Annotated in this window: 13 protein-coding genes; 8 read left to right on the plus strand and 5 right to left on the minus strand. The window is 60.6% G+C overall.

The window, feature by feature from the left end; genetic code table 11:
- Positions 1-9 precede the first annotated feature (9 nt).
- The 3 genes from sigE to ACLI1Q_RS05070 all read left to right on the plus strand — a co-directional run bounded on the left by sigE (position 10) and on the right by ACLI1Q_RS05070 (position 1,736).
- Positions 10-639, plus strand: coding sequence for an RNA polymerase sigma factor SigE (gene sigE / locus ACLI1Q_RS05060; protein WP_239267874.1), 630 nt, complete (start codon positions 10-12; stop codon positions 637-639).
- A 65-nt stretch (positions 640-704) separates the two neighbouring features.
- The gene (locus ACLI1Q_RS05065; protein WP_239267872.1) at positions 705-1,181 is read left to right on the plus strand and encodes an anti-sigma factor family protein; all 477 of its coding nucleotides are present in this window, start codon (positions 705-707) and stop codon (positions 1,179-1,181) included.
- Positions 1,182-1,202: 21 nt separating this feature from the next.
- Complete coding sequence (locus ACLI1Q_RS05070; RefSeq protein ID WP_239267870.1) at positions 1,203-1,736, plus strand: twin-arginine translocase TatA/TatE family subunit; 534 nt, start codon at positions 1,203-1,205, stop codon at positions 1,734-1,736.
- A gap of 12 nt (positions 1,737-1,748) precedes the next feature.
- Here ACLI1Q_RS05070 and ACLI1Q_RS05075 read toward each other — a convergent pair whose 3' ends face one another.
- On the minus strand, positions 1,749-2,879 hold the full coding sequence (locus ACLI1Q_RS05075; protein ID WP_239267868.1) for an Mrp/NBP35 family ATP-binding protein: 1,131 nt from the start codon (positions 2,877-2,879) through the stop codon (positions 1,749-1,751).
- 123 nt (positions 2,880-3,002) lie between these two features.
- On the opposite strand from ACLI1Q_RS05075, the gene ACLI1Q_RS05080 reads away from it, so the two are divergent.
- On the plus strand, positions 3,003-3,749 hold the full coding sequence (locus tag ACLI1Q_RS05080; protein WP_239267866.1) for a hypothetical protein: 747 nt from the start codon (positions 3,003-3,005) through the stop codon (positions 3,747-3,749).
- A gap of 373 nt (positions 3,750-4,122) precedes the next feature.
- On the opposite strand, the gene ACLI1Q_RS05085 is transcribed toward ACLI1Q_RS05080, so the two are convergent.
- Together ACLI1Q_RS05085 and ACLI1Q_RS05090 are read right to left on the minus strand one after the other, a co-directional pair.
- Entirely contained in the window at positions 4,123-7,878 is a 3,756-nt protein-coding gene (locus ACLI1Q_RS05085; RefSeq protein WP_411697121.1) for a multifunctional oxoglutarate decarboxylase/oxoglutarate dehydrogenase thiamine pyrophosphate-binding subunit/dihydrolipoyllysine-residue succinyltransferase subunit, read from the minus strand.
- Between the two features lie 169 nt (positions 7,879-8,047).
- The gene (locus ACLI1Q_RS05090) at positions 8,048-8,779 is read right to left on the minus strand and encodes an EcsC family protein (RefSeq protein ID WP_239267862.1); all 732 of its coding nucleotides are present in this window, start codon (positions 8,777-8,779) and stop codon (positions 8,048-8,050) included.
- Positions 8,780-8,922: 143 nt separating this feature from the next.
- Between ACLI1Q_RS05090 and ACLI1Q_RS05095 the strand changes: the two genes are divergently transcribed.
- The gene (locus ACLI1Q_RS05095) at positions 8,923-10,626 is read left to right on the plus strand and encodes a carboxylesterase/lipase family protein (RefSeq protein ID WP_239267860.1); all 1,704 of its coding nucleotides are present in this window, start codon (positions 8,923-8,925) and stop codon (positions 10,624-10,626) included.
- An 81-nt stretch (positions 10,627-10,707) separates the two neighbouring features.
- Positions 10,708-11,562 carry a DNA primase gene (locus ACLI1Q_RS05100; protein WP_239267859.1) on the plus strand — a complete coding sequence of 285 codons (855 nt, stop codon included), beginning with the start codon at positions 10,708-10,710 and terminating at the stop codon, positions 11,560-11,562.
- Positions 11,563-11,566: 4 nt separating this feature from the next.
- Here ACLI1Q_RS05100 and ACLI1Q_RS05105 read toward each other — a convergent pair whose 3' ends face one another.
- A complete protein-coding gene (locus ACLI1Q_RS05105; protein ID WP_411697122.1) occupies positions 11,567-12,079 on the minus strand; it encodes a hypothetical protein in 513 nt (170 codons plus the stop codon).
- 112 nt (positions 12,080-12,191) lie between these two features.
- On the opposite strand from ACLI1Q_RS05105, the gene ACLI1Q_RS05110 reads away from it, so the two are divergent.
- Both ACLI1Q_RS05110 and ACLI1Q_RS05115 read left to right on the plus strand, forming a co-directional pair.
- Complete coding sequence (locus tag ACLI1Q_RS05110) at positions 12,192-13,427, plus strand: MFS transporter (RefSeq protein WP_284849465.1); 1,236 nt, start codon at positions 12,192-12,194, stop codon at positions 13,425-13,427.
- 39 nt (positions 13,428-13,466) lie between these two features.
- Complete coding sequence (locus ACLI1Q_RS05115) at positions 13,467-13,694, plus strand: hypothetical protein (protein ID WP_239267853.1); 228 nt, start codon at positions 13,467-13,469, stop codon at positions 13,692-13,694.
- On the opposite strand, the gene ACLI1Q_RS05120 is transcribed toward ACLI1Q_RS05115, so the two are convergent.
- On the minus strand, positions 13,691-14,983 hold the full coding sequence (locus ACLI1Q_RS05120) for an Nramp family divalent metal transporter (RefSeq protein WP_239267851.1): 1,293 nt from the start codon (positions 14,981-14,983) through the stop codon (positions 13,691-13,693). The genes ACLI1Q_RS05115 and ACLI1Q_RS05120 overlap by 4 nt on opposite strands.
- Positions 14,984-14,992: the final 9 nt, after the last annotated feature.

A 14,992-nucleotide genomic window follows, 5' to 3' on the forward strand; every position in this document is an offset into this window, starting at 1 on the left:
ATGACACCCATGACAGAAACGAAGCGCGATGCCGAGTCCGTTGCCTCCACCGATGCGAACGTGGAGTTGACCGGTACCGCGGCGTTCGATGCTGGGGAAGCTACGATGCCTTCGTGGGCCGAATTGGTGGCAGAGCATGCCGATGGCGTGTACCGCCTAGCCTACCGTTTATCCGGTGACCAGCAGGATGCCGAGGATCTCACCCAAGAGACCTTCATGCGTGTTTTCCGCTCCTTGGATAAGTACCAACCGGGTACCTTCGGCGGCTGGCTGCACCGCATCACTACGAACCTCTTTTTGGATATGGTGCGCCACCGCTCCAAGATTCGCATGGAGTCCCTGCCAGAGGATTATGAGCGCGTTCCGGGGACGGATATGACCCCGGAGCAGGCCTATACCGTGGCGAACCTGGACCCGGTGCTGCAGTCCGCGCTGGATAGCTTGGCGCCGGATTTCCGCGTTGCCGTGGTTCTGTGTGATATCGAAGGCATGAGCTACGACGAAATCGCCGAGACCCTCGGCGTAAAGATGGGCACGGTGCGCTCGCGCATCCACCGCGGCCGCTCCCAACTGCGCGCGGCGCTGGAAAAAGAGGCACAGACCAATGCGGAAGCGCGCATCTTGCTGCGCACGCGCTAGAATCGAATCATTACCTCCCCTGCCGCGTGGCAGGGGGACTTAAGTGTGAGTAATCCGTCTGTGGAATGAACGTGAGGAGGGTGTCGATGGACTCACTGCGAGGACGCCGCACCCTCTCCAGGCTCAGCGTACGGGGCGAGTTCACCCCCGCGCAGGCGAAGGCCCGGGATAAGGCAAAGGCGCGGGCGCGGCGCAGCGATTCCATCGGTCACCTTGGCCCAGAGGCCGTCGTTGCCTTCGTCGATGGGGAGATGGAACCCAAAGCCATGCACCGCGTGCGCATCCATCTAGTACACTGCGCGGAGTGTCGCGCCGACGTGCACCACCAGCGCCACGCCTCCGAGTGGGTACGTCACTGCAGCGATGATTCCGCGGTGAAGGCCCCGCAGTCCTTATTGGCTAAGCTGGCGGGAATGGCTACGGAGGGCGTGGCGCCGGGGCCCGATGCGTCGACCCCGGCGCACCGGCCGGAGCAGGATTTTCTGGATAAAGTCGAGACGGTGGTACGCGCGATTAAACACAATCAGCGCGGGCAGAACTAAACGGAGGGCGAGGATTTAATCGTGTTTTCTTCCATTGGCTGGCCTGAGATTATTGTCATTGTCCTCCTCGGCATCGTCATCATCGGCCCGGAGCGCATGCCGGAGGTCATCAAGGACGTGCGCGCGGCCATCTATGCCGCCCGCAAGGCCATCAACAACGCGAAGGCCGAGCTCAATGGCGAAATGGGGTCGATCTCCGCGGAATTCGATGATATCCGCGGCCCGCTCAATCAGGCGGCGCAGTGGACGCGGCTAGGCCCCAAAGGCGCTATTACCAAGGCGCTTTTCGATGGCGATGATTCCGCCTGGGACGACTTCAACCCCAAGAAGATGGCCGAAGACATCAAATCCGGCACCGCGCCGAAAGAACCCGAACAGCGCGCGCAGGACAACAGTGGTGCTACCCGGCCCACCTTTAACTATGCCGAGGTATATGGCGATACCACCGAAACGACCCAGCAGCCGGCGCAGCAGCCGCCCCAGCAACAACAAAAGCCGCAGCGCGGTGGGGAAGATTCCACCGGCGGCGGCTCTGAGTGGAGCGACGTTACCTAATACAACGCGCTCTTAGTTCACACCCAAGTTGAGGCTCTTGCCCACGAGGGAATCGGAACGGATGGCGAGCTGATCAGCCACCGCCCTGATTTCCTTGGCGGCAGGGGAGTCAGGTGCCTCGAGTACGATGGGTGTGCCGGCATCGCTATTCGAGCGCAGGGCCGGATCCAGCGGCACGGAGGCCAGCAGTGGCACCTCGTGGCCCAGGATGACGCCGAGGCGGTCTGCAACAATCTGGCCGCCGCCTTCACCAAAGACGTCCATGGTGGAGCCGTCCGGCATGACCATGGCGCTCATGTTCTCAATCACGCCGGCCACCCGCTGGCGCGTTTGCTGGGAGATGGAACCGGCGCGTTCGGCCACTTCTGCCGCAGCTGCTTGCGGCGTGGTGACGATGAGCAGCTCTGCATTCGGGATGAGCTGCGCAACGGACAGCGCGACATCGCCGGTACCCGGAGGCAGGTCGAGGAGGAGAACATCGAGATCGCCCCAGAATACGTCCGCCAAGAACTGCTGCAGTGCGCGGTGGAGCATAGGTCCGCGCCAGACGACGGGCGCGTTACCCTCCACGAACTGCCCAATCGAGATGTGCTTAATGCCGTGGGAGATGGGAGGCAGCAGCATTTCATCATCAAGCACGGTGGGGCCGTCGGTCGAGCCGAGCAGGCTGGGCACGGAGTGGCCGTAAATATCGGCATCGACAATGCCCACCTTCAGGCCCTTATCCGCCAGCGCGGCGGCTAGGTTGACGGTCATCGAGGACTTGCCGACGCCACCCTTACCCGACGCCACCGCAAAGACGCGGGTCGTCGAATCGGGCTTCGCAAAAGGAATCTCGGGTTCGGCCTGGCCGCCGCGCAGCTTCTGTTTCAGCTCGCGGCGTTGCTCATCGCTCATCGCGTCCATGGTCACGGTAACCTTGCCAACGCCGTCGATGTCCTCGACCGCGGCGCGGGTATTGGTCTCGATGGTGGACTTCATGGGGCAGCCCGCGATGGTCAGATAAACGCCAACGGTGACGTCGTTTCCTTCGATATCGACCGATTTCACCATATTCAGTTCGGTGATGGGGCGGCCGATTTCTGGATCCTGTACGTGGGAAAGAGCCTCGCGTACGACTGATTCGGTAATAGAGCTAGACATAACTCTTGCCATCTTAGTCACGGCGCTACCTCAGGTAAACACGCTTGCACGGTAGACTCTGTGGGACACTTAAATCCATCCGTTTGTATCGGTGACCTAGCAGAATCAGAAGGAGCACACTCAGTGAAGCGCAGCCCCGCCCGTCGATATGCCCGCGCTACTGTTACCGCGGTGGTAGGCGCTGCATTGCTTGCTGGGTGTTCAGACAAAGTCGATACCAGTCCCGCTGCGGCACAATCCGAGCCGGAACAGGTGCAGATCGTCGTTGACCCTGCAGAAACAGATCAGCTCATCTTGGGCGAGGTATTCCGGCAGTCGCTCTTGGAGGAAGGACGCACAGCCGAGCTGAAGGAAGAAGAAACCTTCAAAACACATGGAGGCAAGGGCAGTTCCCTAAACCCGGAAGGCAACTTTTACGTCGGCTGCACCGGCAACTTTTTAAGCCACTTTAATCCCGGTGAGGCGCGCGATATCTCGGCGGAATATAAAAAGGCAGAAGAAGACAGTGAGCCGGGCGGGGAAGACTTTCTTGCCCGCACCCATATCGCGCTCATGTCTACCTTGCCCACCCAACTTGCTACCGTCGAGCCATCCGGCGCTCACGGTTGTGAGGATGCACAACCAGAGCTGCCAGAAAACTTCGTGGTCATCTATAGCGACAGCCTCTTTGACCGCGAAGAAGAAAAATCCGTCGCCGCGGTCACCAAATTCATCACGCAAAAAGACATCTCTGACATGGTGGAGGCTCTAGAGGATGGCGAAGAGCTGAAGAAGGTCGTCCACGAATGGATGGAAGCCTCCGGACTGGACATTGTCAATGAAGAAAGCGACTCCGGCTCCTCCGGTGGCTCGGATCTGAGCAGTTCTTAAGTAAGCGGCGCGGTCCGTGCTACCCACTTACCGCCCTTCGCGCTCACGGGCAGCCGCCCTTTAACATGCGATCGCCCCCTCCGTGACCGCGAAGGGCGCCCGGCGTCGCCATCAGCTACCGCCCCGCCCTTCGCGCTCACGGGCGCAGCTTGTCGATGCCCCTACCATCTCGCCGGTGAGCGCGAAGGACGAGTAGGTGACCGGTGTGAGGCGAAGGAGGGGAGCTGAAGGTAGGGAGAGCAGGAACGGCGGCGAGGTAGGAGGACCGAGGAGAAGGCAGCAGAAACCATGAAAATGCCCCAGTGAGGAAATAACCTCACTGGGGCATTCAGCGCTGCAGCGCGCTAGGTGCCTTTTCAGCGGTTACACGTGGTTAAACGTCGAAGGCCTCTTCAAGCAGGTTCTTCTGCTCAATCTGGTGTACCTTGGCGTTACCCGTAGCCGTAGAGGACTGGGCGCGGCGGGAGACGCGGACCATTTCCGGCATATCCGGAATGAGGTCGCGCAGGTGCTCGTTGTAGAACGGCCATGGGCCCTGGTTGGCGGGCTCATCCTGTACGAACCGGACCTGGGTGGCGTTCGGGTACATCTCGAATGCCTCGCTTAGGCGGTTGAACGGAATCGGGTGGAGCATTTCCACGCGGACGATGGCGATGTCATCGCGGCCGTCGGCCTCGCGCTTCTTCTCCAAGTCCCAATAGAGCTTGCCGGAGACCAGCATGATGGTCTTGACCTTGTCCGTGTCGCCGACCTTCTTGTTATTGACGTCCACGAAGTGGGGGTCATTGATAACGGAGCGGAACTTCTTGACCTCGGTGAACTCCTCAACGGAGGAGGTAGCGGCCTTGTTGCGCAGCATGGACTTCGGGGTGAAGACGACCAACGGACGCTTCATCTCGCCCAAAGCCTGGCGGCGCAGCAAGTGGAAGTGGTTAGCCGGGGTGGACGGCTGGGCCACGGTCATAGAACCTTCCGCGCACAGCTGCAGGTAGCGCTCGATGCGGGCGGAGGAGTGGTCCGGGCCTTGGCCCTCGTAGCCGTGCGGCAGGAGGAGAACCAGGCTGGACAGCTGGCCCCACTTGGCCTCACCGGAAGACAGGTACTCATCGATGATGGTCTGGGCACCGTTGGCGAAGTCGCCGAACTGAGCCTCCCATGCCACGAGGGCATCGGGGTTACCCACGGTGTAGCCGTATTCGAAGCCCATGCCGGCGAACTCGGTCAGCGCGGAGTTGTAGACCATGAACTTGCCGCCGTTGTCCTTGGACACGGCCAAGGAGTTGAGCGGGTTGTACTCGTTGCTATTGCGGGGATCGAAGGTCACGGCGTGGCGCTGGGTAAAGGTACCGCGGCGGGAATCCTCGCCGGCCAGGCGCACAACCTTGCCCTGGTTAGCCAGGGAACCGAAGGCGAGCAGCTCGCCCCAGCCCCAGTCGATGCCGCCTTCGCGGACAGACTTCGCACGGTCCTTGGCTACCTTGGCCACGCGTTTGTGGTACTCGAAGTCCTCGGGTGGGTTGCCGTAGGCATCGCCAAGCTCGACCATCTCTTCAGCGGTGATGGAGGTATCCAGACCGTGGGTGAGCTCCTGCGAGGAGGTAATACCGGTCTGTTCCTTCGGGCCGGCCTTCTCGGCTTCCTTGTGCTCGGTGAACACGGACTCCATCTGGTCGTGGAAGTCGCGCGCCGCTGCCTCGGCGTCTTCAGCAGACAAGTCGCCACGGCCGATGAGCTCGTTGGTATAGTGCTCGCGCACCGGCTCGTGGTTCTCGATGACCGAGTACAGCTGCGGCTGGGTCATGGATGGGTCATCGGCCTCGTTGTGGCCGCGCAGGCGGTAGACCACGAGGTCAATGAAGACGTCCTTGCCAAACTGGCGGCGGTATTCTGCGGCCATCTGGCCTACCCAGACAACGGCCTCTGGGTCATCACCGTTGACGTGGAAGACCGGGCAGTCAAAGCCCTTGGCCAGGTCGGTGACGTAGTGGGTGGAGCGGCCGGAGTCCGGGGTGGTGGTAAAGCCCACCTGGTTGTTGACCACGATGTGGACGGTACCGCCGTTGGTAAAGCCGCGCAGCTGGGAGAGGTTGATGGTCTCCTGCACGACGCCGAGGCCGGTGAAGGACGCATCGCCGTGGAGCATGACGGGAACGACGGAGTAGCCGTCCTTGCCCTTGTCCAAGATGTCCTGCTTGGCGCGGGCGATGCCCTCCATGACTGGGTCGACGGCCTCGAGGTGGGACGGGTTGGCGGCAAGGGTGACCTTGATTTCGCCATCGCCGAACATCTGCAGGTGCTCGCCCTCGGAGCCCAAGTGGTACTTCACGTCACCAGAGCCGCCGAGCTGGCCGCCCTTGTAGTTGCCGTCGAACTCGCCGAAGATATCTGCCAGCGGCTTGCCGACGATATTGAACAGCACGTTCAGGCGGCCACGGTGCGGCATGCCCATGACGACCTCGTCGAGGCCCTGGCCCGCAGCGGTGTCGATGATGGAATCCAGCAGCGGGATGAGGGTCTCGGCACCCTCGAGGGAGAAGCGCTTTTGGCCCACGTACTTGGTCTGCAGGAAGTTCTCGAATGCCTCGGCGGCGTTGACCTTCTGCAGGATGTACTTCTGCTCGGCATTGGTCGGCTTTGGCATGCCGGCCTCGAGGCGGTCCTGCATCCAGCTGCGCTCGTCGCGGTCCAAGATGTGGGTGTATTCGGAACCGACCTTCAGGGTATAAGCAGCGCGCAGGCGGGAGAGCACCTCACGCAAGGTCATCTGTTCCTTGCCACCGAAGCCGCCGACGTTGAAGACGCGGTCCAGATCCCAGATGGTCAGGCCGTGCGTAGCGATGTCGAGGTCGCGGTGATCGGGGCTAGGCAGGCCGGGCTGGGACCAGCCGAGCGGGTTGACATCGGCAAGCAAGTGCCCGCGGGAGCGGTAGGACTCGATGAGCTGCATGACGCGGGTGTTCTTGTCCACGCCAGAGTTGGGGATGTCCTGAGCCCAGCGGAAGGGCTCATAAGGAACGCCCATGGACTCGAAGAGCTCGTCCCAGAAGGCGTCATCAACGATGAGCTTGCCGATGGTGCGCAGGAACTCGCCGGACTCTGCACCCTGGATGACGCGGTGGTCGTAGGTGGAGGTCAGCGTGACTAGGCGACCGACGCCGAGGTCAGCCAGGCGGTCAGCGGAGGCGCCGGCGAACTCTGCCGGGTAATCCATGGAACCAACGCCGATAATGGAGCCTGCGCCCTTGGTCAGGCGGGCAATGGAGTGGCGGGTGCCGATGCCGCCCGGGTTGGTCAGGTTAATGGTGACCCCTGAGAAGTCATCCATGGTGAGCTTGTTCTTACGGGAACGGGTAACGATGTCTTCGTAAGCCTCAATGAACTCAGCGAAGGACTTGGTCTCGCATTCTTTGATGGCGGCAACCACGAGGGCGCGGGAGCCATCCTTCTGCGGGAGGTCGATTGCCAGGCCCAGGTTGATGTGCTCAGGCTGGACGACGAAGGGTTTGCCGTCCTTTTCCTCGTAGCGCACGTTCATGCCAGGGTGCAGCTGTACGGCCTTGACCATGGCGTAGCCAATAATGTGGGTAAAGGAGATCTTGCCACCGCGGGTGCGCTTCAGGTGGTCATTGATCATGGAGCGGTTTTCCCACATGAGCTTGACCGGCATATCGCGCACGGTGGTAGCGGTAGGAATCTCAAGGGATTCTTCCATGTTCTTAGCAATAGCCTTGAACATGCCCTTGAGCTGGCGCTCGTCGCCGCCCTTATAATCTTCTAGGTTATCCAGCGGAGACTGCGCATTCTTGCCCGCAGAATGCTTTGCCTTCGCGGACTTTTCTTTGGCCCTAGATACAGACTCTTTCACGTTGGTATCGCGGGCCTCTTGCTTGCGGGCGGTGGTAGTGCCTTCGGTCTTCTTGGCCGAGGACTTAGACTCTGCCTGTGCCTTCTTTGGCTGTGGCTTAGATGCTTGAGAAGGAGCCGCAGCTTCTGGCTGCGCCTTGGGCGCGCCGTTTGCTTCGAAATAGTCGCGCCACTCCTTGTCTACGGAGCTAGGATCCTTGGAGTACTGCTGGAACTGCTCGTCTATCAGCCACGCATTCGGGCCGAAGATGCTCGATGTGCTCACGGCAGGTATTCGCCTCATTTCTCTGCTTTAAAATGGTCGTTTATTCGACTTTAGTCCGGACTTTGTACGAGCGCATTTCTCACCCGCCAAAGTGTCTGCCTATATGATACGGGCCAATCCCTCACCTTCACTATGTCAGGGGTAGCGAATTCGCTCTAAACGATCACCACTAACCCGCCTTTGTGTGGGAAAGAGGGGAGAGCTGCTGGCGGGCGTATTCGATGACCTGATTGGCCAGCTTGCGGTTGGCCTTTGTACCGATGACCGCCCCGATGCCCATAGGCATGAGCTTGCCCACCCATGCCCACTTCATGCGCTTGGTGATCTGCTTGGTAAATACCTTGGTCAACCTGCCATTGATGCCAGATAGTGTGGGCCCGGAAAAGCGGGAGAGCGAGGCAACCGAACGCGCCCCCGTGACCGTGCCGAGGTCTCCAACGAAGGTATCGACCACCGCGGAGCCCTTCGAGCCTGTCAATACCACCAGTACGAGGGCGCGGCGACGCTCGGGCGAGGAGATATCGTCGCCGCGCAGGTACGCGGACGCCAGGATGTACCACGCAGCGGCTTCAAGAAAGACTACGGATTCCGCACCAATGGTGGCCGCGCCCGTAAATAGCCCAATGCCGGGCACGGATGCGGAGGCACCAGCGGCCGCGCCCGTGCCGGATGTGATATTGATGAAGTGTTTGTTAATAAAGCCCTGCAATTCTTGGTCAGTGGCTTCTGGGTGGTGCTTCTTTAGGCTCGTGACGTATTTGGAAATAACACCAGATTGCACGGATACGGCGCGGTCCAAGGAATTCAGCAGCGCCTTGGTAAAACGGCCGCTGTGCTCCGGATCGATGTCATATGTGTCAGTAGCTGCTTTATCCGGGGTGGATTTTTTAAATATGGACATGCCTTCTCCCACACCAATCCTTAGTTTGTTGGGGTAGTGGTATCAATTGATTTTTTACCTAGCATAGCCCTGACCTTGAAAGAAGGGGCCGCCAGGTGCGATTCAGATCGCCACCGGCGCGCAACCTACCTAAGGTAGGGAGTATGCCTTACCCGCAGGATGGTCAACGCGACAGTAGGGACTCTTATTCCGAAGAGTCCACCGCTGCCGCGCGCTTGCGGGCCATGCGCGCACACGAGCGCGCCCGTCAGGCCCACGAGCGGGCACAGAATGCCTACGCGGATGAGGTCACCGTGCGCACGACCTCCGGCTGGGTGCGCGGGGTCATCGAAGAAGACCTGCGAGTAGATCGCCCCATTAGCGCCGGGCCGGTGCGCACGTGGCGCGGCATTCCTTTCGGTGCCTCTACGGCCGGCGACAGCCGCTTTCGCGCCCCACGCCCGGCACCGCGTTGGGAGGGCGTGCGCGATTGCAGCCAATTCGGGCCAATTGCCCCACAACCCACGTACTCCTGGACCGACCGCATTGTCGGCTCCGAGGACTGCCTGTACCTCGACATCGTGCGCCCCCGCACGGAGGAAAAGCTGCCCGTGGTGGTGTACCTGCACGGCGGCAGCTTCATCATGGGCTCGTCCCACATGCTCATGCTGCGCGGGTTTGAGCTCGCCACCCGCATGAACGTGGTCTACGTATCCATCAACTTCCGCCTCAACGCCCTGGGATATCTCGATCTGCGCAGCCTCGGCGGCGAGTGCAGCGCCAACCCCGCCGTGGCGGATCAGATTCTGGCCCTGAAATGGGTGCGGGAGAATATCGCTGCCTTTGGCGGCGACCCAGACTCGGTCACCCTCATGGGCGAATCCGCCGGCGGCGCCGCGGTGCTGGCACTGATGACCAGCCCGCCCGCCGAAGGGCTCTTCCACCGCGCCATTGCCCAGTCCCCACCCATTGCGTTGGTGCATTCCCGCGCCCAATCCACCTTGTGGGCCCGCGAACTCGCACGCCGGGTGGGCCTGCCGCGCCGGGTGAGCGTGGATGACCTGCGCCAGGAAGACTGTGCGGATGTGGTGCGCTCCGGCCAATCCATGATGTGGCGCGCCGGCGAGCTACTGCACTTAAACTCCTGCTACGCGCCCACGGTGGACGGCGAGCTATTGCCCGAGCACCCCATCACCGCCTTTGAGCAGGGCCACCAGCACAAAATCCCGCTGCTGATAGGCACGAATTCGGACGAAGCCAGCTTTGGCAAGTTCCTCTTTCAGCGCCAAAGCGCCCGAGAGCGCGCCGCCCTGCGGCTCTTGGCCTCCTACGATCCCCACCACGCCCCCGAGGTCGTCGCCGCCTACCGCGGTGCGGTCCGCCGGGAAGATTTTGCGCACTTGCTTGCCGATGCCCTCTTCTGGGCACCTTCCACCCGCATCGCCAGCGCCCACTCTGAAGTGGCCGATACGTGGATGTACCGCTTCGACTTCGCCTCTGCCGTCTTGAAGTGGCTGGGCTTAGGCGCCATGCACTCGATGGAATTGGGCAATGTCTTTGGTGATCCCCGATCCTCGCGCGCCTCCTTGCTAACTGGCTGGGGCTCGCGGGCTGAGATGGAGGAATTGACCTCCACCATGCAGGAGCACTGGGCCGCGTTCATCCACGGCGGCAGCCCGAAGGCGCAGTGGCCGCGCTATGAGGGCGGTGAGCGCGCGACCATGATCTTTGATGAACAGGCCTATATCGTGCACGCCCCCAATGACGGTCGCCGCAAGGCGTGGGAGGATTACCACATGGTGGAGTGGGGAAGTGGGCGCCCAGAGCTGGTGCGCTCCCTTGGTTTCCAACCACACCGGCGGGATTAGCGGTAGAATCCAGGGTGACCGCGGGCGGCGTCTTGCCCACCGCGGGGACCTCTGCTTCCGAAGGATGGATTTTTCACCACCATGAGCTTTTTCGAAGATATCGCTTCCGCATTGGACGCCGAGGGCATTGAGTCCCGCGTCAACGAAGACGTCATGTTCGTTCCAATCACCTCTGATTTGGAAATCCAGTTTGTTGAAATCGATCCTCTCTTGCCGGCGGCCAATGTGTACATCGCTGCCGCGGATGTGGATGAAGACGATGAAGAATTCGAGGCCGTCTTGGTCTCCGTCGCCTTTTCCGTCGACGACGCCGTAGAGGCCGTCTCCCGCCACATCGCCACCGACCAGGTTGTTACCGTCCTCCGGGACCTCTTGGAAGGCACCGATGAGCGCATCGCGGAATTGGAGTTTGACCAGGATGAACTCAACCCGCACCTGGTGGTCGCGGAAGTAGGCAACGATTCTGAGCTGCGCGTATTGGTAGAAACCATCGACGGCGTGCCCTCTGCCATCGTGCGCTTCTTGGCCTTCGACTTCGATGAAGAAGACATGGAAGAGCTCGAGGATGAGGCCGTGACGGAGCTGTGGCAGGTGGACGAGGAAGGCGAGGACCTCGATGAAAACGAGCGCCTTGCCCTCTTTGACAACACTGACTCCGATGACATCCCCATCGTGGAAGTCCCCGCTGAGGCCCTGGAACTGGGCACCTACACCGATTTCGACCGCCTCTTTGACGTGCTCGGATTGGTCTCGGAGCAGGCCCTGGACTGGGAAGCCCAGCTCGTCAACTTCGATGAGGACGATTTCGAAGAACCAGACGTCTACGACATCTTCTGCGAAGACGCCGATGATGACGCGGACGAGGCCCTTGAGTTCTTCGATACCTTCACCGAAGACGACGACGCTGACGCTGACGACGAGGGCGACAACAACTAAGCCCCTAAGCCGCTTGCTGGAATCCCGCGAAAAGGGATTCCGGAGAGCGTACGGGCTTAAAGGCGCTATCCACCAGCCACACGTAGGTGGCATTGGGTCCACGGGCAATCTCGTGGACGGCGCCAGCTAACTCGGCGGGGACAAGCGTGCGCACCCATCCTTCCGCCGTGGCGGGATCGACTATCTGCCCAAAGTTATCGGTGATGCGAATGGTGATGAGGTAGGCGGGGATGCGGCTTTCGCCGAACCCGCGGATCCGCGCCTTTACTCGTGCTCCCACGCGGTGGCGGGTAATGCTCATGCTGTAGTCCGCGCCGCCTGGTGTGGGTGGCAGTTGCTTTATGGGCGGGCGCCACGTCGGGGTGGGGCGAGCCAAGGACCGCGGGTGGTGCATGATGGCGGAAATTGAGCTGACGGTCTCATAGTGGTGATAGGCCAAGTCGGCGGCGATTTCCGTAGCCGTGGCGCTGGGCTGACTGGGTACTGTGTGCGAAAAGTTCTTATCTACGTTGTGCATGGCCCTTACTCTAAACCGCAAGGCCGACACGAGTTCGAACAATACAAACACAAGTTCGAAAAGGTAGCTTAAATAGATTTCAGACCTTCAAAGGCATAAGGTTGCACGTGCTATGAAGAGTGCTAATGCCGAACCGGCGCCCTACGAAAAGCCCAAGGTGCCGCGGGAAATCTGGGTAATGGAAACGGCGGCGTTCATTATCGCCTTAGGTTATGGCCTTATCGCACCGCTTTTGCCGCAGTTCGTGGTCAGCTTCGATGTCTCGATGGCCGCCGCCGGCCTGGTGGTCTCTATCTTCGCCGCCTCCCGGCTGATCTTCGCGCCCGTGTCTGGCTCGTTGGTAGACCGCGTCGGCTCGCGCCGCGTCTACCTGGTGGGCCTGATGACCGTTGCCGTGACCACGGGCTTGGTCGCCATTGCCCAAGAGTATTGGCACATCGTGGTGTTGCGCGCCCTGGCAGGTCTTGGCTCGACCATGTTTACTGTCTCCGCGATGGGCCTTATCGTGCGCCTGTCTCCACCGTCGATTCGCGGTAAGTGCTCCGCCACCTATGCCACGGCATTCCTGCTGGGCAATGTCGCCGGCCCAGTGCTCGGCGCCAGCCTGTCCTTCCTGGGCTTTCGCTGGCCATTTTTCATCTACGGCATTGGCGTGATGCTTGCTGCGTTCGTTGTCTGGTGGCAGATGCCGCGGGTCAACCACTCCCAATCCACTACGTCGGACCTGCCTCCCATGCGCCTGCAGGAGGCCTGGGGTGATACCGCTTTCCGCGCGGTGCTGACCTCCAACTTCGCCCACGGTTGGATCAATATGGGCGTACGCGTGTCCGTCCTGCCGCTTTTCGCCGCCGCGATTTTCCATAATGGCGCCGCAGCCTCGGGCCTAGCCCTCGCCGCCTTCGCCGCAGGCAATGCGATTATTCTTCAGTTCTCCGGCCGGTGGTCCGATCTCCATGGCCGCAAGCCGCTTATCTTGATTGGCTTGGTCGGCTCCGCCATCTTCATGGTGCTAATGGGCCTGGCCACCAGCGTGTGGTTCCTCTTGCTCGTATCCGCCCTTGCGGGTGCAGCATCGGGCCTAATCAATCCTTCCCAGACCGCCGCGGTGGCAGACATCGTGGGCAACGAGCGCTCCGGCGGCAAGGTATTGTCCGCCTTCCAGATGGCAGGAGACCTCGGCCAGATCGTGGGACCCATGCTCATTGGGCTGCTTGCCGATGTCTATGGCTTCCCCACAGCCTTCACCGTCTGCGGTGCCATTGCCATCTTCGGCATTATCGCCTGGCTCTTCGGCCGCGAACCCCGCCAGGAGTCCACGGTGGAAGTAGAGCGAATGCCGAAAAAATAGTTGACGGCAACCGCTCAGTGCCGGCTAAGTTATGCGCGTGTGGATGACTTAAACGCGCGCTTTCTTGATGCGGTTAATAACGCTTTGATTATTTGGGTACGGCTTCATAATGCAGACGTAGTTGTAGGCCGCGCCTGGTGGATGGAAGAAAATACTTGGGTGCTTCGCCGGCTTGAGGACGGTACACGCCGGCGCATCCCTCTCTACGAGGTCGAGAGCTTAAGGGTGATCGGCGCGTACCTTGAAGATTACGAGCAACAGGGCTAGAAGAGCCCTGCGACCTGGGACACGCACAGGTAGACAAAGGCCGCAGAAATGATGCCCATCAGGGTGTTGATGAACCAGCCATTGCGCCATTTTTTCGGGGTGTGCTTGGTATTCAGCAGAACCAAGAGAGTAAGTCCCAGGAAGGGCATGAAGAATGCGCCCAAGACGCCGTAGCCAATGATCAACCCGGTGGGCTTGCCCAGCAGCAGGAGCAGCATCGGTGGGAAGGTCAACCAGATGAGGTAAGCGCGGTAGTACTTACCGCCCGTGCTGGTGCTGGGGTGGCCTTGTGGGAGGTTCTTCAGGTGCCCAACGTAGTCCGCAAACATGAGGGACACACCGTTCCACACGCCCAAGCAGGAAGAGAATGCGGCAGCGAAGAATCCGACGATGAACCACTTAGAAATAAAGGTTCCGTAGCGAGCCTCCAGCACGTCCGCCATGTCCACCAAGCCCTGGTCGTTATCGGAGACAGCGACATTAGCGCTGTACAAAAGCTCGGCACCAAGGACCAGCGTAGCTAGGACGAAGATACCGGTGACGGCATAGGCCACCGAGTTGTCCATGCGCATGACCTTCATCCACTTGGGCGTGAACCACTTCTTTTCTCGCAGCCAGTAGCCATAGGCAGCAAGGGTAATAGTGCCGCCGACACCGCCGGCGATGGAGAGCACGTAGACGAAAGACCCATCCGGGATGGTGGGGACGAGGCCGCGCAGAATCTCTGGCAAATTAGGCGCTGTAATTGCGGCGATGCCCACCACAGTGACGAACATGATGCCAACTAATACGGCGGCAAGCTTTTCAAAGAGCTGGTATTGACCCAACCACGTAAGCGCAAAGCACAATACGCCGGTCAGGATAGCCCACATGGTCAAGCTTGTCCCGGGGAAGAGTGCGCTCAATGCCAAGCCGGTGCCGGACATGGCGGCGGCGCCATATACCAATCCCCAGATGACGATGTAGGGCGCGAAGTACCACGAGGTCCAGCGCCCTAGTTCCCGCCAGCCGTGGAACATGGTGTTTCCGGTGGCCAAGCTATAGCGGCCGACGCCTTCCACCAGCACGATTTTCATAATCGTACCGACGATGACGGCCCACAACAGTGCGTAACCGTAGCGCTGGCCGGCAATCATGGTTGCCACCAGGTCGGCGGCACCGACGCCGGTAGCTGCGGCGACCAAACCCGGACCAACGAGGGTCCATTTCACCTTTGCTTGTGGCTCAGAGTTGTGTGTCTGTTGGCCTTCGGCGGATGTTACGCCGGTGTGGTTATCTGAATGGCTCATGACACTTCC

Origin of the sequence: Corynebacterium limaceinasi, assembly GCF_046717465.1 — a bacterium.
Classification (GTDB): Bacteria; Actinomycetota; Actinomycetes; order Mycobacteriales; family Mycobacteriaceae; genus Corynebacterium.